This is a genomic window from Lentibacillus salinarum (genome assembly GCF_042679865.1).
GTDB lineage: Bacteria > Bacillota > Bacilli > Bacillales > Amphibacillaceae > Lentibacillus > Lentibacillus salinarum.
Map to the genome: position 1 here is coordinate 12,022 of NZ_JBHTNH010000055.1, position 23,524 is coordinate 35,545.

Genomic DNA, 23,524 nt, shown 5'->3' on the forward strand with positions numbered 1-23,524 from the left:
GAAGGATAGACCTTACCGAGTGGCCTATCCTTTATATTGTCATACCAAATTAATCGTTGTATCCTCATCCAATTCATCCAGCAGTTTTGCCCTTAAGTCTTCCACGAAGTCATCAACCTCTTCTTTGGATTTTAATGTTTTCGTCCCTTTGATCATCATATTTTTGCTAAGTGTCTTTGTCTTTCGTTGTGTTGCAATAGGCGGTGTGTCTTCTCCTCTGTCCGTATCGGGATTCGCCTGTTCTGCAGCCATTTTTTGCCGTTCTCCTTCGATTTCATCCATGCAGCGGACTTTTAACCGGTCACTCTCTGTCTCCATTGCAATGGCTTCGTACAAGTTATGGACACGTTCCAGCCGCTCTTCCAAGTCCCGGAACCTTTGACGGAATGCGGCTGAAAGCTTTGTTTTTAACGTGTCGTCCTTGTTCAACGCCTGCTGAATCTCATCAGCATCCCGTCGAATCGTCTCTTTAACGGGTTTACACTCTTCTTCCAGCAAGGTAACGAAATGATCATCAAACGTTTGATACAGGCCGGGAAGTTCTTGTATCCGGTCATATGGCTCAACATGCCGAACGATTTTTTCCATCTTGTCAACCGTTGCGTTAATTGTTTCATCGGTCACATAAGTCCGGTTGTATTCAAAGATATCCAGCCGCTTCATCGCTTCGTCAAATTTATCCTGCTGATTATCAAAGAAACTTTTGACTTCTTTTGAATCTCTGGCGTATGCTTTTAAATCATTGCGCAATTGTCGGGCTTTATTGAAATATGTCACCGTGTCACTGATGTCCAATAACGTTTCAATTGTTTTCTTGCCTTCTTTCAGGACAGACTCGCCAGGATAGTATTGATTGCGGTAGTTTCCCAGAAGGTCTTTAATTTTTTCATGCTCTTGTTTCAGTAGCTTATTAAATCTGCTTTTTAACCCGTCTTCATCTGTCGGCAGTGCAGAGATGCCAAATAGCTCCTGACTTAAATCCCGTACATTTTTCAGCATAACAGGCGAAATACGCTCACGTTTCTTAACAATGACCCGGTCAATATAATCACGTTTTGTCAGGTAATTGATCAGATTCGGATCATCCAGCTGCAACTCACTGTTGTTTAATTGGAACTTGATCTCCTGCGCTTTAAACAGTTCCAGCATTAATGCGGTCGTGTCCATTTCCAGCCAGCCATAGGGCGGATTCACAAAAAAGTTCCGTATCCCTTTGATGGTCATTTGCTGATTCCGGTCAGTCAGACGGCCGATATGGCTGTCCACTTCATTGCGGGCATTGCTGTTCGGATCATTGCCGTCTGCCGACAGTTGGCTTGACGCGGTAATTAAATCCTGCAGTTCTTTCGTTGAATCAATAAATGTCTTCAAATCATCCAGCTTGTTGTAGTGCGTTTTGACCAGCAGCCGGAATGCATCGTTTATACGATCAGCCGGGTTTTTCTTTTTAATGTCGATTTGCTGCGAATTGACATAGACGTCAGCTGACTTCAAGGCTTCTGTCAGATAAGTGGTTACCCGTTCCCGCCGGTTGGTTACTTCACGTGATTTACGGGTTTTTATATCCTCAACAACCTGAGAAACGGACGTACCGCTTTTGAGTTTCAAATAGGCTTGTATCTTTAGTATTTCTGTCATTTCATCCAAATAAGACGTGTCTTGGGGCAGTTTCAGAATGACGTTGTTTTCCCGCATTGACATCATTTTTAGTTCAGAAGCGCTGTAATCCATAGCGGCATCTGCGTATGGCGTCAGCACGTGGATTCCGATATCAGTTGATTGTGTTTTGACAGGCCGATCATCAATGGATGCATTGAACGGAAAATGATATTTGGCTGAATAACGGTATTTATTATCTTTATAGATGCCATCAAAAATGACCTCGCCAATTTTTTGGATCACTTGTGATGTTTCAATGTTCATATGCTTGATTTCACGATTGACATCCTGCTCTTCATTAGTCAGGAAAATGTAGTCATCGCCGTTTTTCTGGATCAACGTTTGCTGGATCAGCCGGCCAAGGGAATCTTCAATTGTCTGTTTCAGCCCGATTTTATCCACGTCGATATGATCTATCATCAATGTCGCAATATTTTCCAGGTTTGCCGGAAGCTCTTTCACATATTTAATAAGGAATAACAGCTTCAGCACATCGATATCAAACGACTCCAGCTTTGAGTTGTTTTGGGCCTGGATGATAACCGTGCGAATACTGGAGTCCAGGAATGTTTCGATCGTTTCATAGAACGCGGGAAATGGGACCAGTTTGCCTTCCTCGTGATCGGCAAAGCGGGCGGCCGACTCCTGAAAGGCACTTAACAGCGAACGCTCTCCTTCCGCCAAATGCTTTCCGGAAGCTCCATGAATCCGTACACCGGTAAACACCTTCTGCAGCAGGTTAAACTGATAAGGCACGAACGGATACACGTCAATGAAGTCCGGTTCACTTTCATACTTTTTCATATCCGCACTGTCTTTGAAGGTCAATATATTCTGAAGGATCGAGCTGTTCTTCCGGTACACTTCTTCCAGCGTCTGTCTGCCTGCTTCATTTTTTGTTAAAATACGTTTCTTGATCACCTCATCAACAAACGCACTCGACAGGCTCAATTTCGTGTCAAAACGTCCCTGGATTTTGGAAAAATCATTCCCTTTAACACTGAGAACCGAATCAATGTCTTCCTGGCTTGTCACAACAATCCACGCTTTGCCATGACACTGGCGGCCGAGTTCATGGACAATCGTCTGCAAATTGAGCATAGCCTGCGAATTCTCGCCAATATATTGACCGACTTCATCGATCAGGAAAGCAACATGATGGTTCTCCCCTTTTGAATCGATGTATTCTTTTACACGTTTGGCAAACCGCTCAATGCTGATGGTATATTCCTGTTCCGCCCGCTCAAACCAGTTCCTTGCTGCATCCTCACTCATTTGTGTCGTTCTGGAGAGCGCTTCGATAATCGCATCTTCTTCATAATAGAAATCCTCACGGGCATCTTCCCAGTCGCTGCCCGAAATCTCTTTAAATGTCTTTTTGAAATCCTCGTAACTGCCATCTTTGGCCATATTCCGTTCAATTTCAGCTATCCACGGAATTGATCCGCAGAATCCTTGCATTTCGTTGAATACCTTGTTCAAAACCTTAACAATGGAATCCCTGTCGGCCATTGAATCCGACTCACTCTTCGCATCAATATCAAACAACATGACATCTGTCGTGACATGGCCAGCCTTTTTCAAATCTGACAAAATGGCCGGATCATCAATTTTATTATCAAAAAAGTCAATGGCCTGCTGACCGTTCACGATACGATTCTCAATCAAATACGATAAAATTTTAAGAAAGTGTGATTTACCCGATCCGAAAAAACCGGAAATCCAGACACCGATTTTATCCGTCGGGCCGGTAATCCCTTCTTCATATGCAGCAAAAAATTCCCCGATATGTTTCTGAAGTTCGTCGGTCACAACATACTCTTCCAGCTCCTGATAAATATTTTCATCGGCATCCTGTCCGACTTTGACAACACCTTTAATGTCACGGTCTATTTTACGGTCAAACATTTTCCGTATGTGCATTGATATCTCTCCCCCTAATAATCTATCAATTGAAATGCACGATAGTAGTTCTCATCTTTTATCTCACCAAACAGCACCAGCTCCTGACCATCATACCGTCCGGGAAAAAACATGACGACAGGGTTTTGGCCGACAGCTTTATGAAGGTTATTAAGAATAACGTGTGAACGAATGATTGGGAACGCCTTTCCAACCCCGGTTATGAACACAATATCGTTTTCCTGAACATGGTCAGCGATATACTTGATGACCAAGTCATTATCCAATGTCAGCCTCAAAGATTTCCGTGTTGCATTCAGTATGAAATGACTGCCTTTTTTCTGTTCCATATTGAAATTTTTCTGTAAGTATCCCTTAGACTCAAGGATGTCAAGCACGACTTCATACAGGTCAAATTCAATGATGTTTTGATCAGACGTATCATTGTTGACCGAGTCTTTGATAAATTTAACGCGCTCCCTCACGAGCATTTCATATTCCGGTTCATAATCGAATATATGATAACCAATTTCATTACCCAGTCCTTTGTTTTCACGGAATGAAGGATCGGTAATCCTGGGTAGAATTTCATCCAGCCGCTCATTTATCGTTTTCATACTCAACCTCCCGCTATCACATTGATGTATCTTGAGTCATCATGTTTTTTTATGTGATCGATCATATCCGGATTGATAATCGGTATAACCACTTTTCGTTCGCCTTTTTGATTCAGCAGCAACCCTGCTTCGAACAAAATCCGTATGTACACTTGCTTCAATTTGTAAAAGGTGTATTCCTTCCAGCCAGCAACTTTATTACTTTGCTGCCGCTTCGACTCAAAAAACGAATTGAAATCAGAATCCGTTATGACAGGATCCTGAAAGGCGAGCTTTTCGCTTAAAATTTCATCCATAAATTCGTAAAATAAACGATCTGTCCTGACAATGGTATACAGCACCAGGATTTTACTTGTTTCAACATCACTTTCAATCAGGCATCTGGTGAGGTATTCATCCAGTATATTGAGCCTTGAAAGAATTGTTGACGCAAGTTCCCTTTTCCGTGCTTCTGACTTCACCTGAAAAATATTATGGCTGATAACCTGTTCTTTCAGTTCAAGTTCGTTATACCCTTGTAAAATAAGGTGTGCCAGTTTTTTTGATTCGGTATATAATAAAGGTCTGGATTTAATTGTTGTGCTATATTGCCAATTATTTACCAAATTATCCCATTCCCTTGGGCCAGTTTTATGTTTATTGTATCATGTCACGACACGTAATGGTATGCAAAATGTTGTCTGGCGATTTTGTTATGATGGTGTGTATAAATAACGAAATTTACAAGTTACTGGGGTAAAAGATCCGCTGAAAAGAAAACACGAAATTGCCGAAAAAAGGTTGTAGTGACCAAATAAAAAATAGAAATACCGGTATGACGGGATCTCTAAATCTTTAAGCCGAAACTCGGGCTAATCAATTTCCATTGCTATCGACAATGCATTTGAAGGTCGATTTCATCAAGTAGATATTGACCATATTTTTCCGATAACTTTCAATAGCCATTACATCCACAAGTAAATATATAAAAACAGGTGGAGGCGAAGTGAATCATCATTTTCCCCCACCTGTTTTATTTAGGTTCTTTTTAAACAGTACCCCGAAATTTATCACCAATATTTTAAACCTTTATTTTACTTCCTTTTTTTCTAAGTTTCTTTATAAAAACGGAACATTTGATATATCTTATATCTTAGTACCGAAAAATTATGTTCAGATGCAAATTCTATACCTACGTGCCAGAGTTATTCAACATTTGGCTGTCCTGTTGCCTTATTTACAACTTTTTTTAACATGCCACCTTCTGATTTGCATTCCCCCCTAAGAATATCCTCTTCTGTAATACGCGCCATCAAAATTTCCCGTTCTTTGACACGTTCCCTATCATAAGTCACATAAATATATCCGTCCGAAGCCTCAGAAGCATCAGGATAAGATACTTCGTTACGTTCATCGAGTAATAATGAATATGGCCAGGTCTTTCCATCATCTTCACTTAATAAAGCAGTTAAATGACTTCTTCCCTTCCACTTTTTTACATTACCTTGATTCATAATATCTTCTACACTTATTCTTTCCTTAAAATTGTGATGATTAATTAACAACAATCTCCCAGATTTTAAACGGCGAATATGGAAACGTGAACATGGTCCATCTATATTACCTTTTCTACCTGGGGTCCATGTATAACCCCCATTCTTTGAAAAGCTTTCTCCTATTCCGTCAAATGTTCTAACAAGCATCCATAGAATCCCATCTTCTTTTTCTACAATCATATGTTCATCAAATTGTCTATTTGGAACATCTGCTTGCCCTCTCAAACTAAAGGTTTTACCGTTATCAGTTGAAACATAAACATTTGAAAACTGTTCATTTTGTAATCCATGGTCTTCACTTGGAATGCTCCCACTGGTATTACACCATATTGCACATGGGAATAACCATTCTTTGTTAGAAGTAACAATTGGTTTGTTCATCATTATTCCATTTGCAATTCTTCTTGGTTCAGACCACTGAAGATTTTCCGCATCCGGGTTTTCACAAATGGAAACCCATACTCCCATTCTTCCATCATTAAATCCACGTGTTTGAGTCCATGTCATCCATAATCTTTTAAAAGGGTCAATCCATAGATTGGGATCATAAATACGACACTCTTCATCAGGGTGTTCTACAACTGTTACAGAAGAGCGAAATGTTTTTCCATAATCATCACTTACGCACAAAATCATAACATTACCTCCGACTTCTGCACCTTGACCAGAATAAAAGTTAAGGAATATTCTTCCTCTTTCTGTCACCTCAATCGATGGAATTCCTTGCCAACGCCTATAATTATCCTTAAACCGTTCATCAGAGGGTTCTATAAAAATATTGGCTGGTGTTAATGAAGAATTCATAAATATCTAAGCTCCTTTATATAATTTTTTAAGTTAATTACTGAAGTGTATCTCAAAACTTTGATGGTGAAAAATTTCAACATACTGATTGCCTCCAAAAACAATCAGCTAATTTTTTTAACGTATTGCTTTGCACGATTATTTATTTCCAACAATTCATTATTGTTTATATTTACATTCGTATTAACAAGTGAATTACCTAATCCCACTGCTACTGCACCATTGTTAAGATACTCTTGTATGTTATTTAAGTTTACACCACCTGTTGGTATAAGTGAAACCTGTGGGAGAGGTGCATGAATATCCTTAATAAATTTTGGTCCCATTATATTTGCGGGAAATACCTTTATTAAATCAGCACCATGTTCATAAGCTGTTAATATTTCAGTTGGAGTCATGGCTCCTGGAATACTTAGCACACCATAGCGCTTTGTCAATTTAATGGTATTAATATTAATAGTTGGCGAAAAGATAAATTCAGCCCCAACATTAATGGCGGATTTAGCTGTTTCCGAATCAAGTACAGTACCCGCTCCAACTGTCACATCTGCTCCAAATTCACTTTTTATCTTACCAATTGATGATAAAAAGCTTGGGGAATCCGCTGTGATTTCAAACACCTTAATGCCTCCTTCAATAAGTGCCTCACCTATCGAAATGACATCACTTTCTTTTACATTTCTAATAACTGCCACTAATTTATTACTTTTTATAGATTGTAAGGCATTCATAATAACCCACCTATCTAATTACGTCTTCATTTTTTGATTTATTGGTAATTCTTTCAAGCCTTGCTCTGTCAGGTAAGCCTTCAATATCACCTTGAACCATAGTTACCAAACTACCAATCAGTGTCCCACGCTGTACGGCTCTTTTTATATCTAATCCATCCAAGAGACCTGATAATACCCCTGTAGCGAAACCATCGCCAGCACCTACTGGATCGACTATCTGTTTTAAAGGATATGCAGGAACATAACCTACATCATCTTTTGTAGAATAGTATGCACCATTTTCCCCTAATTTAATTACAACGCTGGTCGCGCCATTTTTATGAAAATATTCCGCTATATATTCTGAGTTTTTCTCTCCGGTTAGAAATTCTCCCTCCGCTTGGCCTGGTAAAACAATATCTGACTTAGCAGAAATTTTTAGTAGTACATCTTTAAGTTTACTTTTAGAGAAAAGCTTTCTTCTAACATTTGGATCAAAGACGACTTTCACATTATTTTTTCTAGCAATCTCGATGGCTTTCAAAACTGTTTCATAGCAATCATCACTAAGTAACGGTGTTATTCCAGAAACGTGCAAAAATTTAGCTGAAGCTATATATTCTTCATTCAGGTCAATAGGTTTTATATGTGTAGCCGCAGAATTACTTCTATAATACTGTATCTTTACTTCTTCACTGGTTAACATTTCCTTAAAATAAATTCCTGTTGGATAGCTATTATCAAAATAAACTTGACTTATATCTATTCCTTCTCCTCGCAAATAACGTAATATCTTTCTTCCAAATTCATCATTTCCTAATCTACTAATCCAACCTACTTCGTGACCTAACCTAACTAAACCTACAGCTACATTAGACTCCGAACCCCCAATTTGCGCCGAGTACTGATCCATATACCGTAACATACCTACTTTATTTGGAGTAAATAAAACCATTGTCTCCCCAAGTGTAATAATATCCATTTTTAGCTCCTTATACCTGTCTACTTTATTCACTGTTCATTTTTTTGTTCGAAACAAATCATTATTTAGGTTATTGATACTGTCTTGTGTGAAATCTATTGAATATTAGATGCTTCGCTATCGTCTGTTAATTCTTTAGACGACTCAGATTTTTTATTTGTTACGAACGCAGCTATAAAAAAGGCTAGACCAAATAGGAAAATGAAAATTCCCCACCACAAATTTGCATTAAACGGAAAATACTCTGTTTGTTTATTAGTGAACAACCCGTAAACTGTTAAAACAAAACCAAGGTAACAAAAAATTATGCCCGTTAAAAACTTAAGGTCAAATATTAACTTTCTCATGAAATCACTCCTCTTTTTCTATTCTAACTTTGTACACTATAAAGTTGATAGTGGGTATCTAGTCTAACAAAAACATATTTGCACAAAATGATTAGATACCCATGTTATTCTTATTTAAACAATAGATTATGGTATCCGAGTTACCAGAAATAAATGTTAATTATAGCCATAATAATTAATGAAATTATGGATAGGTAGCCTGGGCGTTTATACCAAGGTAGATCCCTGTATGATATTTTTTCACTCACGCCTCGTACCAAACCTTTAAGTTCACTATCTGCTTTTGGTTTTGTAAACAAGCTTACTACTATTGTAATTATCATCGTTATGACCCAAGCCCAAAATGCTCTATAGAAGTTACCTTCTGCAATCGTATTATAAAAATCACTAGGAACTAAGAAGTAAATTAGGAATGAACTTGTTATCCCTAAGAGTAACCCCCAGAAAGCTCCCCATCCAGTTGCTCTTTTCCAAAATACTCCTAAGAAGAATGTTGCAAAAAATGGAGCGTTAAAGAATGAAAATAACATTTGGATGTAGTCCATAATATTTGGAAACTGCGCAGCTAAAAATGCCGCAAAAACTGCAAGTATTGTACCAATAATAACCATTAATCGCCCAACTTTAATATAATGTTGGTCATTACCATCTTTTTTAATATAACCTTGGTATAAATCGTAAGTCCAAACAGTGGTAAAGGCTGTTACATTACCCGCCATACCACTCATGAATGCAGCCAATAAAGCTGTTATACCAAGACCAAATAATCCTTCAGGTAATAATTCAGCTATTGTAAGTGGCAATGCTAGGTTATATGGCATGTCAGGACTTTGACCAAGCTCTGGAAAAAGTGGAATAGCAATAAATCCCGGAACAATAACTACAATTGGCACTATAATTCTAAAAAAGGTTGCGTAGATTGGTGTGTTTTGAGCTGCTCTTACATCTTTAGCAGCAAACGCCCTTTGTGCGACTAAAAAATCTGTCATCCAATATCCAAATGAAAGAACAAAGCTAAGCCCTATAATAATTCCAAACCAACTTACACCCATTGGATTATCGGCAGTACTACCTAAACCTTGCCAAAGATGTGTAAAGGACTCAGGCATGTTAGCCAAAATACCGCTGATGCCTCCAAACTTGTACATTCCAATCAAAGCAACAGGTAATAACCCGATCCATATTAAGAAAAATTGAATAACCTCGTTGTATATAGATGAAGTTAATCCACCAAGCCATACGTATATTAAAACCACTATAGCCGCTACAATTATACTAAAAGCCATCGACCATCCCAGTAATACGCTAAAAATTAATCCCATAGCGTATAAACTAATACCTGAAAATAGAATGGTTAATATAAAAAATGTAACTGCATTTAATCCCCGAGTCGCTTCGTTAAATCGGAATTTCAAATACTCAGGGATAGATCTTGCTTTTGATGCATAAAAGAAGGGATACATATACAATCCTACAAAAATCATTGCTGGTACTGCTCCCATCCAGTAATAATGCATAGTTAACATTCCATATTGCGCTCCACTTGCTGCCATTCCCAATAATTCTAATGCACCTAAATTTGCAGCCAAATATGCAATACTCGTAATCCAAGCCGGAAGGTTCCTACCTGACAAAAAGAAATCACCATCTGTTTTAATAAGCTTTCGAAGAATTAATCCAACTACTATTACGAAAGCGAAGTAACTAAAAATAATAAAGTAATCAACCGTACCTACTGAAATTGCCTTCTCCATTTTTTAATTCACCTACCATATGTGTTTAATAAACATCTACTTATTTTTCTCCAAAAAATTCGCATAATCAATAATACCTTCTTTAAGATCATATTTAGCCTTAAAATCTAACTGCTTCTGAGCTTCACTACAATCAAATGCACCAATAAAATCATAACCCAAATCCCCAGGTCCAATCTGGATTGATACTTTGGGATATATCTTACTTACTACCTCAGCGATTTCATTAATAGTAGAATTACAGCCCGTCCCAATATTAAAAATACTTGAATTGCACTTTTCTACCTTTAACGCCTTATATACAGCAAGAGCAGCATCTTTTACATAAATAAATTCCAATTGTTGATCCGCACCCTTAGCATCATGTATATCAACTCCATATACAGCCCTTTCCAAAATGGATTTAATCGGGTCTGGCATAAAACGATTTGGACCATAAACAAAGGCTAGACGTAAAGAAATAACATTCATCCCGTGATTTCTATTATATACTTCTCCTAGATACTCACCCGTTAGTTTAGACACTGCATACATATTCTCTGGATGAGCCTTATTTTCTAACGTAGTTACAGTGGATGAATTATTGCCGTATACAGCTCCTGAACTCAAATATACTATGTTATTTATATTAAATAATCTTGCTACTTCAAAAACTGTAGACGTTCCCAGTATGTTTGTTTTCACTGTCTGATAGGGCGATATCTCTCCTGCATGAGGATGTGAAATCCCACCTGAATGAACAATTGCATTGATTTCATACTTTTTCACTATTGATACCAATCTTGGAAAATCGCATAAATCTCCTGTTTCAACAGTAAATTTATCAGTAATACGCGATCTTTTTTGATCAAAACCAACAACAGTATGACCTTTATTGTGAAGTAAATCCATAACAGCTGAACCTACTAATCCCGAACTTCCTGATACTAAAATATTCATATATAACATCCCAACCTGCTTCTTTTTAGTGAATTTTTCGAGTATTACAAAAATACTCACTAGATTCTCTTTATTACTTTTAAGTTTGCCAGACTAATATAAAGTAAATAGCACCTTCGAATCCAATGCCCAAAACCAGTTATAGGTATACAAATTCCCAGTGAAGGTGCGAAAAGTCCCAATGATTGTAAATACTGCACCTATGCACATTCAATTAAAACGTTTACGTTCCATCCATTTTTTAGAAGTATATTATCCAAACTTCACGTATAAGTCTTTGCAAAATTATACTTTTGTGAAAGATCTAAGAGCAATAAACTCGTTTACTTATAAAATCAATCCAATAAAATAATTGAAAGGATATTGATAGTTATCGTTGAATTGGTACAAACTTTCCGTAAGTGGATTCCTCAAGAATTTCGCCATTTTCGTAGACTACAGTACCCCGAGACATTGTCGCTACTACTTTACCTTTGAAATTATACCCTTCATAAATACCTTGTGAACTTTTTGTTTTAGAAAATGAATTTTCCCCTTTATAAACCCATTCTTCATTCAAATCTACTAATACCAAATCGGCGTCTGAACCAATCTTTATTGCCCCTTTTTTGGGATATAATTCGAATGTTTTCGCTACATTAGTTGAAATCATTTTTGCTAATTCGACTAAACCGAGACCTCTAGCATTTACACCTTCGCTTATCATTGCCGGAAGTAACACATCTATTCCCCCGAACCCGGGAAAGGCCTTCCATATATTGTCTTTACCTTCAAGCTTTTCTTTATCAGTGTACGGTGAATGATCAGAGCCAATAAAGTCAATGTTGCCCTTGAATATTTGTTCCCAAAGTGCTTCTTTATTTTCCAATGATCTTATAGGTGGATTACATTTGGCAAACGGCCCCTTCTCTTTCAGGATAGATTTATCAAACAATAAATAATGTGGGCATGTTTCATTTGAAACGTTAATTCCCTTCTCTTTAGCTTTGCGAACTATTTCCCCACCCTCTCCTACTGACATATGGACAATGTGTAAACGGCAATTAGTTTTTTCCGCAAGTAAAATAGCTCTTTTCATAGCTTCCAATTCTGCTAATGCTGGTCTTCCATCTGGGTACGATTCGGGGTTTAAAATTCCACGCTGTTCCATATCTTTACTTTCAGTTTCTACTATGTCAGCGTTTTCAGCATGTACCCCAACAAGGCCATTAAAATTTGCTGCGTTCTTCATAGCTTTATATAAAACATCATCTGGTGTATGTGGATAATTTTCATTAGCATATGATATAAATGCCTTATAACCGACACATCCTAATTCATGCATTTCACCGAGATTATCTACCGAATTAGGAATTAATCCGCCCCAAAGCGCAAAATCAACTACAGAATTTTTGTCTCCAATTTCCTTTTTAAGGTAAAATGACTCACTATCAATTACCGGCGGAACACTTAAAGGCATTTCTATTAAAGTTGTTACTCCTCCCGAAGCCGCAGCCTTAGAACCATACTTATAATCTTCTCTATAGTCTTGAGGACTAGGTTCCCATAAATGAACGTGGGGATCGATTGCACCCGGGAATACAACCATCCCAGCAGCATCTATGATCTTTTGACTTTCAACTGTACTATTTTCATCCAAAATTCCTGCAATTCTCCCATCTTGAATTACTATGGTACCCTTCACTACTTGTTCTTCCAACACAATTGTTCCATTGACTATCGAGGTATCATATATATTACCCATGTATATTCGCCCCTTTCTCTTGTTTAACTATCCTAAAGTATCAATTAGTTGCTTAATAGAATCCCATGATAAATAATAAGTTTTACTAAACCGATTTAGTATAAATCTATGTTGTAGATAGTTTATATAAAAGCGACCGTTATTAAAAAACGCTTTCATAATTTGAATAGTAAGTACTCAATAATAAATACTAATTTCAACAAGAGGATCTCCTAATTAACTTAGGTCTGAACCGATAAATATTTTTTGGTAAAACATTATCCGCTCCGTCAATCTTATTAAGTAAAAGTTCTGCAGCCATCTTACCCATCTCAAATGTTGGTTGTTTTATAGTTGTTAATGGTGGGTTATATAAATCTGCAAACGAAACATCATCAATTCCAATTACTGAGATATCCCCTGGTATTGAGAGCTTAGCTTTTTTTACAAACTTTAGAATTTCAATTAGTGCCAAATCATTTCCGGCTAAAATTGCTTGTGGCGGTTCGGGTAAACTAAGCATTTTTTTTAATTCCAATTGAATACTATCACTTTCTACACTTCTTATGTAATCTGAAACCATTGATAAATCATATTTTTGCATGGCCTTTTTATACCCGCTTATTCGCTCCAATCTAGGTGTCACATTTTTAAAAGCAGAAGTTGTTACAATACCTATCCGACTATAACCATTAGTAATAAACTCTTCAACAGCCACTGCTGACGCATTCTCATTGTCAAGCAATATTGAGGCAATATTAATTTCAGGAACCAATCTATCCATAAAAACAATTGGGAATTTACTACTTTGCAATTGTTTGTATAAATCAATATTTTCACCTGTAGGAAAAATAATTATCCCATCAACTTGTTTCGCATAAAGCATATTTATATACTTTTCTTCTTTTACTGGATTTTCATCAGCATTACAAACAATAATATGGAAACCTAATTCATGACAAACATCTTCTATAGCGCGAATTATCTGAGTGGAAAACTCATGTAAAATATTCGCTACAATTACTCCAATTGTCTTAGTTGATTTCACTTTCAGACTTCTTGCTATAATATTAGGCTGATATTGTAGTTCATCTATTGCTTCCTCAATTTTACTTTTGGTTTCAACAGCCATATAATCATATCTTTTATTTAGATATTGGGATACAGTACTCTTTGAAACTCCAGCATGGTTTGCCACATCTAACATAGTCACTTTTTTCAACTAACCACCGCCTTCCTAAACCGGTTTAGTAAAACGGTTTAATAGTAGTATAAAGTATTCAAAAATACTTTTCAAGTGCAATTAAAAAATAAATTTTTAATTTCCGCTCAAAAGAATCCTCATCTGAAATAGTTGGTGATTCTATCACTTGCTAAATTTCTTGCATTTGATATTCTAGTTTTGCGATTTATGAAGAAACTAAGGATGGATTTTCTATCAATAATATGCAAGTTTTCCCCTACAAATTATGGATTTACCGGATAAAGCTAATCACCGATGCGATAATGCACCCATTTCCATTGATTGTCGGTCACTTGGGATCTTAAGTTTTTCCACAGGCTTGGATCGTTCAGTGGGAAGTGGTATTCATTTACCAGAGGGTCGTTTCGCTTTGGTGACGGTGATAATTACCGTCAGTGAGCTGTGTTTTTTGTTCCTGAATCGCTTCCTTCTCGATCTCGCGTTGGCGGGTTTCCCTGCGCATACGGTCAATCAGACGGTTGCGGACCATGTAGTTGAAGTACGTTGCCATGGGACCTTTGTCAGGCTGATAGGTTTCATACGCATTCCACAGCGCGACTAAGCCCTCCTGGAAGAATTCCTGATGCGGATCGCGAATGTTTATCTTGTGAATCTGATAATGAATCCGCTGTTTGTTTTGCTCAAATCTTACTGGATAACGTCTATAAGCATGAAGATGTTGAGGCATTTGCCAGTGAGATTATCAACCAATTTGAGAAGCCTATTTATCTTGATCACCACCCAATCAAGGTGACAACCAGTATAGGTATTAGTATTAATCAACTCCAGGCAGGGCATGATCATCGGTCAAAAGCCATTGAAACATTTATCCGGAACCCCGATACAGCCATGTACCATGCCAAGAAGCAAGGCGGCAACACGTATTGCTTTAACACACAAAGCCAAAACCATGATATGGCGCGCTATCAACAGATGGAACATGAACTAAGATTTGCTCTGGAAAATGTTCAGTTCTCTATTATCTATCAGCCTTTCATCGAATTAGAAAGCGGGCAGATCGTCGGTTTGGAATCGCTTCTGCGCTGGCATAGTCCGCAATTGGGTGCTGTATCATCGGCAGAATTCATTCCGCCTTTGGAAAAATTAGGACTAATTATCCCTGCGGCAAATGGATTCTTATGTCAGTCTGCCACCAATTAAAGGCATGGCAGGATGAAGGTATTTTCTTACAGAGAGTTTCCGTTAATGTATGTATCGCCTGTCCAATTGAGGGATCGGGATTTCATCAAGGATTTAAAAGCTATTTTAATGGACACAAAGATTGATCCAGCCTATTTGGATTTAGAGTTGACAGAAGGAGCCATCCTAAATGTCAGCGAATCAGCAGCAGTCATTAACGATCTCCAGGCATTAGGTGTCAACATTTCCATTGATGACTTTGGAACAGGGTATTCTTCACTCAATTATCTCAAGCAATTGCCTATCAATACCCTTAAAATTGATAAATCCTTCATTCATGATTTGGATTTTGACGACGACGTTACCGTCAATACCATCATTAATATGGACAGAATCTTAATTTCACGGTTTTGGCTGAAGGCATTGAAAGTTATGACCAATTGGCCTATCTGCAAAGTCAAAAGTGCCATGAAGGCCAAGGGTTCTATTGGAGTTAACCGGTCAATGCATCAGCTATCCCTTATTTATACAACACCATTCGACAAGAGCAGCATGACGCACTTGACAGCAAGCATTAACAGTTAAGAAGCACATCAGGTATGGATTGCATCTAACCATACCTGATGTGCTTACTCTCATGTTAGTTGTTATTTACAACGTGTACAATGTGTATAGAACGTAATTTATTCACTGGTTTAGAAGTCTTTTGTTCTGGTTTCATTACAAATGAAGAATCCGTTCCATTCCCGACACCCCCCAACTAAACTTCTTTGGTGGACAGTGCCAGGCACTTTTTTCCATAAACAAAAGAATGGTTATATAACGCTAACAATCCGCATGGTTATCGTTCGTGCCCACTTAATTGCCGGAACAACGTTATCTGGTACGAGAGAAACTTAAAAAACTTATTCTTTAATTTGCCCCTCACCGCGGATTGTATATTTCGTTGAAGTTAATGCTGGAAGCCCCATCGGTCCGCGGGCATGTAATTTTTGCGTGCTAATGCCGATTTCAGCACCAAACCCGAATTCAAAACCATCTGTAAAACGCGTCGAGGTGCTGTGATAAAGGGCTGCGGCATCCACATTGTTAAAAAATTCCAACACATGGTCATCTGATTCTGTAATAATGGCCTCTGAATGGCTTGTGCCGTAACGGTTGATGTGTGCAATAGCGTCCTTAGCATTTGAAACAATTTTGACGGCTAAGATTTTATCCAGGTATTCGGTTTCCCAGTCTTGTTCTGTTGCCGGCACAAGACTCCCGGCGATTTCCTGTGCTCTGTCATCGGCCCGCAATTCAACATGATGTTCCTGGAGGTTCTTAACAAGCTCAGGCAAATGGTTTTTCGCCCACGCTTCATGGACAATGACCGTTTCTGCAGCGTTACAAACTGAAGGGCGCTGTGTTTTTGCATTGACGGTTATATCAATCGCCATTTGTGGTTTTGCGGTTTCATCAATAAAGACGTGACAATTTCCCGAACCCGTTTCCAATACCGGAATTGATGATTGTTCCACGACGGTTTGAATGAGGTTTTGTCCGCCGCGTGGAATGAAAACGTCAAGATAGTCATTCAGCTTGAACATCTCAGCAGCTGTCTCCCGGCTGTTATCTTCAAGCAGCTGCACGGCATCCTCAGGAAGATCCGATTGCTCAAGTGCACGGTGAATAACGTCGACAAGCGCCTTATTGGAATGAAGCGCTGAGGAACTGCCGCGCAGACGCGGTGAATCGCTTCCGGGTGGTTTCGTTCCGTTTTTATCATGGCTTCCCCGCTCGAGAGTCCCTTGATTGTATTTAAATCCGAAGACGAATAATTCACCTGGCCTTTTCCTATGACTGTTTTGCAAGCGTTGATGATTTCGACGACATCCCCTATGTCAAACGTGCCTTCAAATGCTTTGATTCCCGCCGGCAGCAGACTTTTTCCGTTCGACATAATCGCCCGTTCTGCCCCTTCATCGATTTCGATTTTTCCCGAAATAGGCGAGTGGAACGCAATCCATTGCTTCGGCTTTTTTAAATTGTGCGTCTTGCTGTCACCAATATAAGTGCCATCGCCTTCCCCGTTCAAAATATGAATGAGTTTTTCCTGTCCGGTACCGGTTCCGACAAATACGGGAACGCCGAGTGACAGGGCCGTTTGTGCAGCTGACAGTTTCGATGTCATGCCGCCTGTTCCGAACTTGGAACCCGAATCGCTTTTGGTATGATTAAAAAGGTCGTCTGTTACGGCAGGCAAAAAATCGTAACGTTTTGCTGTGCGATTTATCCGCGGATTGCTCTCATACAGTCCATTAATATCCGTCAGCATGATCAAAAAATCGGCATGGACAAGACCACTGACCAGCGCAGACAGCATATCATTGTCCCCGAAAGTCAATTCATCAACTGCAACCGAGTCATTTTCGTTTATAATCGGCAAAACCGACTGCTTTAAAAGCCCTGTCAGCGTACTGTAAGCATTCCCGTATTGTGCTTGATTCCCAAAATTATTTCGCGTTAACAGCAATTGTGCGGCAACGATGCCATGAGCCCTTAAAGCCTCTGTGTATGCCTGCACTAACAATCCCTGGCCCACTGCCGCTGCCGCTTGTTTGCCTGCGAGTGTAACAGGACGGGACGGGTAACCAAGCTCGCTAAAGCCAGCCGCAACAGCTCCCGAAGAAATCAGGACCACTTCATAGCCTCGTTTTTTCAGATATGCCAATGCCTCTGCGTGTTCGTTCAGTTTGCTTTCGCTGAGCCCGCCGTTTTTATTCGTCAACAAACTGCTGCCGATCTTCACCACAATTCGCTTTTTTGCCATAGGATCATACATCTCCTCTACAAACTAAAAAAGACCCTTATCCATCCTTCGCACAATGTTGCAAAGGACGGAAAAGCGTCTACGCTCCGCGGTACCACCTTTTTTGGCACCAAAAGACAATGATGCCCTCTCTTCCCCGTAACGCAGGAAAAAGGCTGGGTTATGCACCCAACAGCTCAAAGGGTAGGTTCGATAGCCTGAAAAACGCTGGAATCTTTCAGCCGGTGGACTCAACTCTCTTTCGTTCCGTGTACTATTTACTGACCCTATCAACGCCGAACCTTACATTAATTTAAGATTTATTATGCTCCACTTGAACGTGAATGTCAAGTGCCTGTCACTTCCGGATTAGAGGGCAGCAGCATCTGACAGCTTGGAAGAATTTCAACCGGAAAATCGGCGATATGTTGCAGTCGGAATTTATCGCTAAACCGACGTCGTGCCAAATGGGTATTATGAAGCGTATGGATTGGCTGAGGCATCCGGGCATATGCCGGCTGAGAAGCGGTTAAGAACAAGTTTTATGCGTAAGAGCCGAAACCGTTTATGTCCGTCTTTATTGATAATTGAAAACAGAACTCTTTCGTAAGGGAGCCCTCTATGGCTTGTACGCTTCACCACTACCTATGTAATGAGCAACGAAAGAGAAGGCATCATCTAAGCTTAAGATGTCCCAATTTTCCTTTCGCTGGCCCCTGTCACCAGGTACATGATGATGGTGGTGAGGTTCTGATTTAATTTTGTATTTCTCCTTTGTCCGTGGTTTATCGTGTGGCTCATTTTCCCATGCCGAAATATGTGATACAGCTTTCCCATTTTTGGAATAATAATTTTCCATTGATAATGGTACTCTATGACAAAGCCATCTTCATATTTTTCAGTTGCATGTAACCCTGTCTTCCCATGTACAGGGTGTTCTATTAGTGGAAACAGTACCGATAACTTATGATTGGTTCGCTTATAATTACCATATATTGAATCCTTTGATGGCAATTGCGTATAATTGCAGAATAAATCACCATATTTCCCTAATATCTCTGGGATGTCAGCAGGCAGAAGGATTTTTTCCGTTTCTCTACTCAATATCCTTTTCCCCTATAATTTTATTGGTTAACTGCTCTTCCTCTTCAAGGAGATCCCGCCATTCATAGTAATCAGAGGGATCATCCACCGAATCAATCTCTATTCCTTCAAATGCTTTTTCAATGTAAGGCGTCTTGTATTTCTTTTTATATTGCATCAGTTCTTCATAAACTTCACTTAAACGTTCTTCAGGTGTTTGACGTAATCGCTTCTTCTCTTGATAGAGGTATTGCATCTTAATGCAGTACACTGGGTCTTTCCAAAGATCTACCGCATGTTTTGGAATCTTATTATGAGAAGACGTATCTATATATTCAAACCCCTGTTTCATATATTTGTTCAGGGTCACATTAGATACGCCCAGAAGTTCTGCCGCTTGTTTTGGTTTGATCAAATAGTCCTCCCGGTATTCCAAAACAATATCTTTACCACTAATTTGATAATACCAGTCCTCTAAATCCAACTTAAGTTTTCCAAATTCTAAATCACTGGTTGGCATGTTAAGCAACATCAGACGTTTTAACCATTCCAGTAACACTAGACGATTATTGTCCGATAAAATGTACTGCTCATTGAAATGAAGGTAGGTCGCATCAAAGGTAATTTCCTTTAGGCGATCCTTAAAAGCCCCTAACATGATGACTATAATTTGGCTCAAAACATAACTTGTCTCTTTTTCAATCTTTGGTTTACTTTGTAACTTGTAAGCATTTTCAATATCTTTTTCTGTTTCTTCAAATATCGTCGCAGTCATCATTTTCACCTCTCTCACCTCCATTATAGCTTCACTGTTAATAAAAGGTCAATTTTAATTAATTAATGATTTATATAATACTGTTAACCATTATAACCAGTCACAGAAAAAACATACGTGAACTTTTCTTATGTTCCGCAACAATCGCATTCAACTTCTACTTCTCTTTTTCTTCTCCTTTGGGAAAACCGAATTTATTCGGCTCCCAAGTGTTGCATTCGAACGTACAACCTTTTCTGACACTTCTTCAAAAGTATCCACTTGTCTCCATCTCTCTTCTAAATAACACTATTTGTCAATAATTCATTCTTTTATTGCTCTTCCCCTTTCCGTCCGCTTGTATAACCATATGCGAAAAGCGGTGAAGGAATACTAACAACGTTTGGAAGTATAAGTACGATTCTCCAGGTGAACGGTGCCAGGCACTGTTTGCCATGGTTTCCCGCTTCCAGCCCCCGCCGAATCAAGCTGGGTAACACCTTTTATCACCTTTTTTCGATTGTATACATAGAGGGGTTCATCATTATACACATACTTTAGGTGAATGTAAAAAATCATGTGAAACATTAAATAACGTGTCCATCGGCAGCCGGGCAGAATTACTCAAAAGTGGAGTGGTCCGGGGGCTTTTCCCCATTATCTTCATCTCATCTTTACATCATTATGTTATTCTTTTCATAACTACAATTTTTTTAACACAGCGAGGGGTAAAAATGCCAAAAACAATATTAATCGTGGAAGATGAAGATATTTTACGTGAAATCGTTAAAGATTATTTGCTGAATGCAGGATATAACGTATTGGAAGCTGCAGATGGAAATGAAGCGTTAGCTATTTTTAAAGAACATGACGTACATTTAATTATTCTAGATATTATGCTGCCGGAGTTGGATGGGTGGTCTGTTTGCAGGAAAATCCGCAAAACTTCCAATGTGGCGATTATTATGTTGACAGCACGTGCGGATGAGGATGATACACTACTTGGTTTTGAATTAGGTGCTGATGATTATGTCACAAAACCATACAGCCCGCCAATTCTGCTGGCCAGAGTAAAACGATTAATTGACAGCCGATTCTTTCAAGCAGTCCAGCTGCCTGATGAAGATACGTTAGTCAGTAATGGTATCCGTGCCCATTTCCCAACACGTACAGTGACGGTAGATGGAGAAAGTATCAGTTTGACATACACAGAGTTTGAAATATTAACCTATTTAATACAAAATCAAGGGATTATTATTACGAGAGAACAACTAATCACAAAAATTTGGGGGTATGAATTTGCTGGTGATGACCGTACAATCAATAGCCACATCCGTAATCTGCGACACAAATTGGGCAATAAAGCAAATTGTATTATCACGGTTATTCGGGCAGGGTACAAATTTGAGGGAAAATCATGAAAAAAGGCATTGTATTAAAACTATTTTTGCTGACAACGTTATTGTGCATGCTCATTTTAGCAACGATTTATATTGGACAAACGATATTTTTCAAGCAATATTATGCAACCCAGAAGGTAAATGATATTAAAACGAGTATACAGTCTTTTAAGGAAGAATACCTGAAGGCCGGTGATGATGTACAAGAGATTAAAATGCTGGAACAGGATTTCTACCAGGAACATTCGACGTGGATTACAACGTTGGATCGTGCAGGAAATATTAAATACGCGAATGATTTTTCTGTGAAAATTCATTCAGATACTTCTCTGAATAAAGACCTCGCTAATCGTGATATTACCATCCCTTTGTACAGTTTTATTGGTTTAGAAGATATCGAAAGGGTAAAGTTTAATTTACAACAGGGAAAGCGTATTATGATTGATGGGGTAATAAAAGATGATACAGTTGTTCCAACTATTTTAACCAGAAATAACAGGAACTTTGTGTTAGAGAATAAGCAGATGTCAGAAAAGTTATACGGCAACAAAACTGAAACAGAACCCGCTGAAACAGAGCCTTCACCAGCAGGAGGCTCGAAGATATATTTAACGGGACAAATTAAGGAATTACAATTACCTGAAGGGGCCGTACGTTCAACTATTTATACAAATCGTGTTTTTATAGAAAGAATCAAACAATTTCAGGTGAATCTGCTACTGAATGAAAATTATAATGGCCATGCGAAAACAATGGACTATGAGAAAAATGATATTAAGTACAAAATAATAATCAAACCGATAAAAGATGTGAATGGTAAAACTGCTTATATTTTTGCTATGACCTCATTGCAGCCAATTGATGAAGCTGTACAAATGTTGGAAGATTATTATGTTTACTTAATTATATTTGTACTGCTCCTGATTGTCCTGGCTTCCTTCTATTATTCAAAAAAAATCGCCAAACCTTTGCTGCAAATAAACGATACGACCAGCAAAATTGTCAACTTGGACTTTTCCGAGACCATACCTGTCAGGTCAAAGGATGAAATTGGAACGTTATCACACAATATTAATAGCCTCTCTACCACGCTGCATTCACATATTAATCAATTGCAGGAGGATATCGAGAAGGAAAAACAACTGGAAAATACACGTAAAGAATTTATTTCCGGTGTGTCACATGAATTAAAGACACCTTTAAGTATATTGAAGAGCTGTATCTCCATTTTAGAAGATGGTGTCGCTAAGGATAAAAAAGATTATTATTTTAACGCAATGGCAAAAGAAGTCGATAAAATGGATATGCTCATTGTCGATATGCTCGAATTGGCAAAATTTGAATCCGGCACGTACAAAATGGAAATGGATGTCTTCTATATTGATCAGATCATCGAGCATATTTGCGAACAATTAGCTTTAGACATCGCTGACAAGCAATTACATGTGCATAAACAGCTTTCCGGGAGTGAGGTCGTTGCCAATCAACACCGAATAGAACAAGTGATTACGAACTTTATTACCAACGCAATTCGTTACACGCCAGAAAATAAAAACATTATTATTTCCACTAAGAATGAGCGGGATCGTGTAAAAGTAAGTGTGGAAAATAACGGGGCTCCTATTGCAGAGGAACATTTAGAGAAAATATGGGATCGTTTTTATCGTGGAGATACGTCTCGCGGGCGTTCGGAAGGAAGTACTGGCTTAGGGCTTTCTATTTCAAAAAATATTTTAGAACTTCATGGTGTGGAGTACGGTGTAACGAATACAGAAAAAGGCGTGCTGTTTTACTTCTATTTGACTAAAAAAGAGTAGATATTTTTATTAAGCGTGTAAGCCATCCGTTCAATGGGGTTGAACGGATGGCTTTTTTGTATGAAATGACCGCAAAACCGATTCCTTCAAGTTACAAATTTTTTATACGGTATTGACCTTATCTGCACCCAATCTTTACATCTGTCTATTAATCTTTAAAACGTAGCTTTGAAAAAGAAAGGATAGATGAAAGATGCTTCTTCGCTATTTAGTGTTTAGTCTAAAACCTCATATAGGTGTCAACACTAGGTAAAAACCTATTAAATTACCTGGGAGTTGACCGTTATGAATGATTTCCAAGAAAAATATAATGTATTTGAA

18 protein-coding genes and 1 pseudogene are annotated in these 23,524 nt (G+C 38.4%); 3 read left to right on the forward strand and 16 right to left on the reverse strand.

Annotated elements, in window-relative coordinates:
* Window positions 1-39: 39 nt before the first annotated feature.
* The 12 genes from brxC to ACFQ4A_RS17065 form a co-directional block, all read right to left on the reverse strand.
* The gene (gene brxC, locus ACFQ4A_RS17010) at window positions 40-3,582 is read right to left on the reverse strand and encodes a BREX system P-loop protein BrxC (protein WP_382402590.1); all 3,543 of its coding nucleotides are present in this window, start codon (window positions 3,580-3,582) and stop codon (window positions 40-42) included.
* Window positions 3,583-3,596: 14 nt separating this feature from the next.
* Window positions 3,597-4,178: a DUF1788 domain-containing protein gene (locus tag ACFQ4A_RS17015; RefSeq protein ID WP_382402591.1), complete on the reverse strand. Its 582-nt coding sequence runs from the start codon at window positions 4,176-4,178 to the stop codon at window positions 3,597-3,599.
* Window positions 4,179-4,180: 2 nt separating this feature from the next.
* A complete protein-coding gene (locus ACFQ4A_RS17020; RefSeq protein ID WP_382402592.1) occupies window positions 4,181-4,783 on the reverse strand; it encodes a DUF1819 family protein in 603 nt (200 codons plus the stop codon).
* A gap of 579 nt (window positions 4,784-5,362) precedes the next feature.
* Window positions 5,363-6,517, reverse strand: a complete 1,155-nt coding sequence (locus ACFQ4A_RS17025) for a sialidase family protein (RefSeq protein ID WP_382402593.1) — start codon at window positions 6,515-6,517, stop codon at window positions 5,363-5,365.
* A gap of 104 nt (window positions 6,518-6,621) precedes the next feature.
* Window positions 6,622-7,248, reverse strand: a complete 627-nt coding sequence (locus ACFQ4A_RS17030; RefSeq protein WP_382402594.1) for a bifunctional 4-hydroxy-2-oxoglutarate aldolase/2-dehydro-3-deoxy-phosphogluconate aldolase — start codon at window positions 7,246-7,248, stop codon at window positions 6,622-6,624.
* Window positions 7,249-7,258: 10 nt separating this feature from the next.
* Window positions 7,259-8,212: a sugar kinase gene (locus ACFQ4A_RS17035; protein WP_382402595.1), complete on the reverse strand. Its 954-nt coding sequence runs from the start codon at window positions 8,210-8,212 to the stop codon at window positions 7,259-7,261.
* Window positions 8,213-8,307: 95 nt separating this feature from the next.
* Window positions 8,308-8,559: a hypothetical protein gene (locus ACFQ4A_RS17040; protein ID WP_382402596.1), complete on the reverse strand. Its 252-nt coding sequence runs from the start codon at window positions 8,557-8,559 to the stop codon at window positions 8,308-8,310.
* A 140-nt stretch (window positions 8,560-8,699) separates the two neighbouring features.
* Window positions 8,700-10,313 (reverse strand): sodium:solute symporter family protein, encoded by a 1,614-nt coding sequence (locus ACFQ4A_RS17045; RefSeq protein ID WP_382402597.1) that lies wholly within the window; start codon window positions 10,311-10,313, stop codon window positions 8,700-8,702.
* A 36-nt stretch (window positions 10,314-10,349) separates the two neighbouring features.
* On the reverse strand, window positions 10,350-11,252 hold the full coding sequence (locus ACFQ4A_RS17050) for an NAD-dependent epimerase/dehydratase family protein (RefSeq protein ID WP_382402598.1): 903 nt from the start codon (window positions 11,250-11,252) through the stop codon (window positions 10,350-10,352).
* A gap of 370 nt (window positions 11,253-11,622) precedes the next feature.
* Window positions 11,623-12,996 (reverse strand): allantoinase AllB, encoded by a 1,374-nt coding sequence (gene allB / locus ACFQ4A_RS17055; protein ID WP_382402599.1) that lies wholly within the window; start codon window positions 12,994-12,996, stop codon window positions 11,623-11,625.
* A gap of 196 nt (window positions 12,997-13,192) precedes the next feature.
* A complete protein-coding gene (locus ACFQ4A_RS17060) occupies window positions 13,193-14,197 on the reverse strand; it encodes a LacI family DNA-binding transcriptional regulator (protein ID WP_382402600.1) in 1,005 nt (334 codons plus the stop codon).
* Between the two features lie 370 nt (window positions 14,198-14,567).
* Window positions 14,568-14,906, reverse strand: a complete 339-nt coding sequence (locus ACFQ4A_RS17065) for a sigma-70 family RNA polymerase sigma factor (RefSeq protein ID WP_382402601.1) — start codon at window positions 14,904-14,906, stop codon at window positions 14,568-14,570.
* A 14-nt stretch (window positions 14,907-14,920) separates the two neighbouring features.
* Here ACFQ4A_RS17065 and ACFQ4A_RS17070 point away from each other — a divergent pair.
* Window positions 14,921-15,943, forward strand: a pseudogene (locus tag ACFQ4A_RS17070) (EAL domain-containing protein).
* 320 nt (window positions 15,944-16,263) lie between these two features.
* On the opposite strand, the gene ACFQ4A_RS17075 reads toward ACFQ4A_RS17070, so the two are convergent.
* From ACFQ4A_RS17075 to ACFQ4A_RS17090, 4 genes are all read right to left on the reverse strand, one after another.
* Window positions 16,264-17,031: a glutamate-5-semialdehyde dehydrogenase gene (locus ACFQ4A_RS17075; RefSeq protein ID WP_382402607.1), complete on the reverse strand. Its 768-nt coding sequence runs from the start codon at window positions 17,029-17,031 to the stop codon at window positions 16,264-16,266.
* Entirely contained in the window at window positions 16,935-18,170 is a 1,236-nt protein-coding gene (gene proB, locus ACFQ4A_RS17080; protein WP_382402602.1) for a glutamate 5-kinase, read from the reverse strand. The genes ACFQ4A_RS17075 and proB overlap by 97 nt, the downstream gene beginning before the upstream one ends.
* Before the next feature lie 663 nt (window positions 18,171-18,833).
* On the reverse strand, window positions 18,834-19,253 hold the full coding sequence (locus tag ACFQ4A_RS17085) for a hypothetical protein (protein WP_382402603.1): 420 nt from the start codon (window positions 19,251-19,253) through the stop codon (window positions 18,834-18,836).
* Window positions 19,246-20,007, reverse strand: coding sequence for a DNA-binding protein (locus ACFQ4A_RS17090; RefSeq protein WP_382402604.1), 762 nt, complete (start codon window positions 20,005-20,007; stop codon window positions 19,246-19,248). Before ACFQ4A_RS17090 ends, ACFQ4A_RS17085 begins: the two co-directional genes overlap by 8 nt.
* A 713-nt stretch (window positions 20,008-20,720) precedes the next feature.
* On the opposite strand from ACFQ4A_RS17090, the gene ACFQ4A_RS17095 reads away from it, so the two are divergent.
* Together ACFQ4A_RS17095 and ACFQ4A_RS17100 are read left to right on the forward strand one after the other, a co-directional pair.
* Window positions 20,721-21,407, forward strand: coding sequence for a response regulator transcription factor (locus ACFQ4A_RS17095; RefSeq protein ID WP_382402605.1), 687 nt, complete (start codon window positions 20,721-20,723; stop codon window positions 21,405-21,407).
* Entirely contained in the window at window positions 21,404-23,203 is a 1,800-nt protein-coding gene (locus ACFQ4A_RS17100; protein ID WP_382402606.1) for a sensor histidine kinase, read from the forward strand. The genes ACFQ4A_RS17095 and ACFQ4A_RS17100 overlap by 4 nt, the downstream gene beginning before the upstream one ends.
* Window positions 23,204-23,524 lie beyond the last annotated feature (321 nt).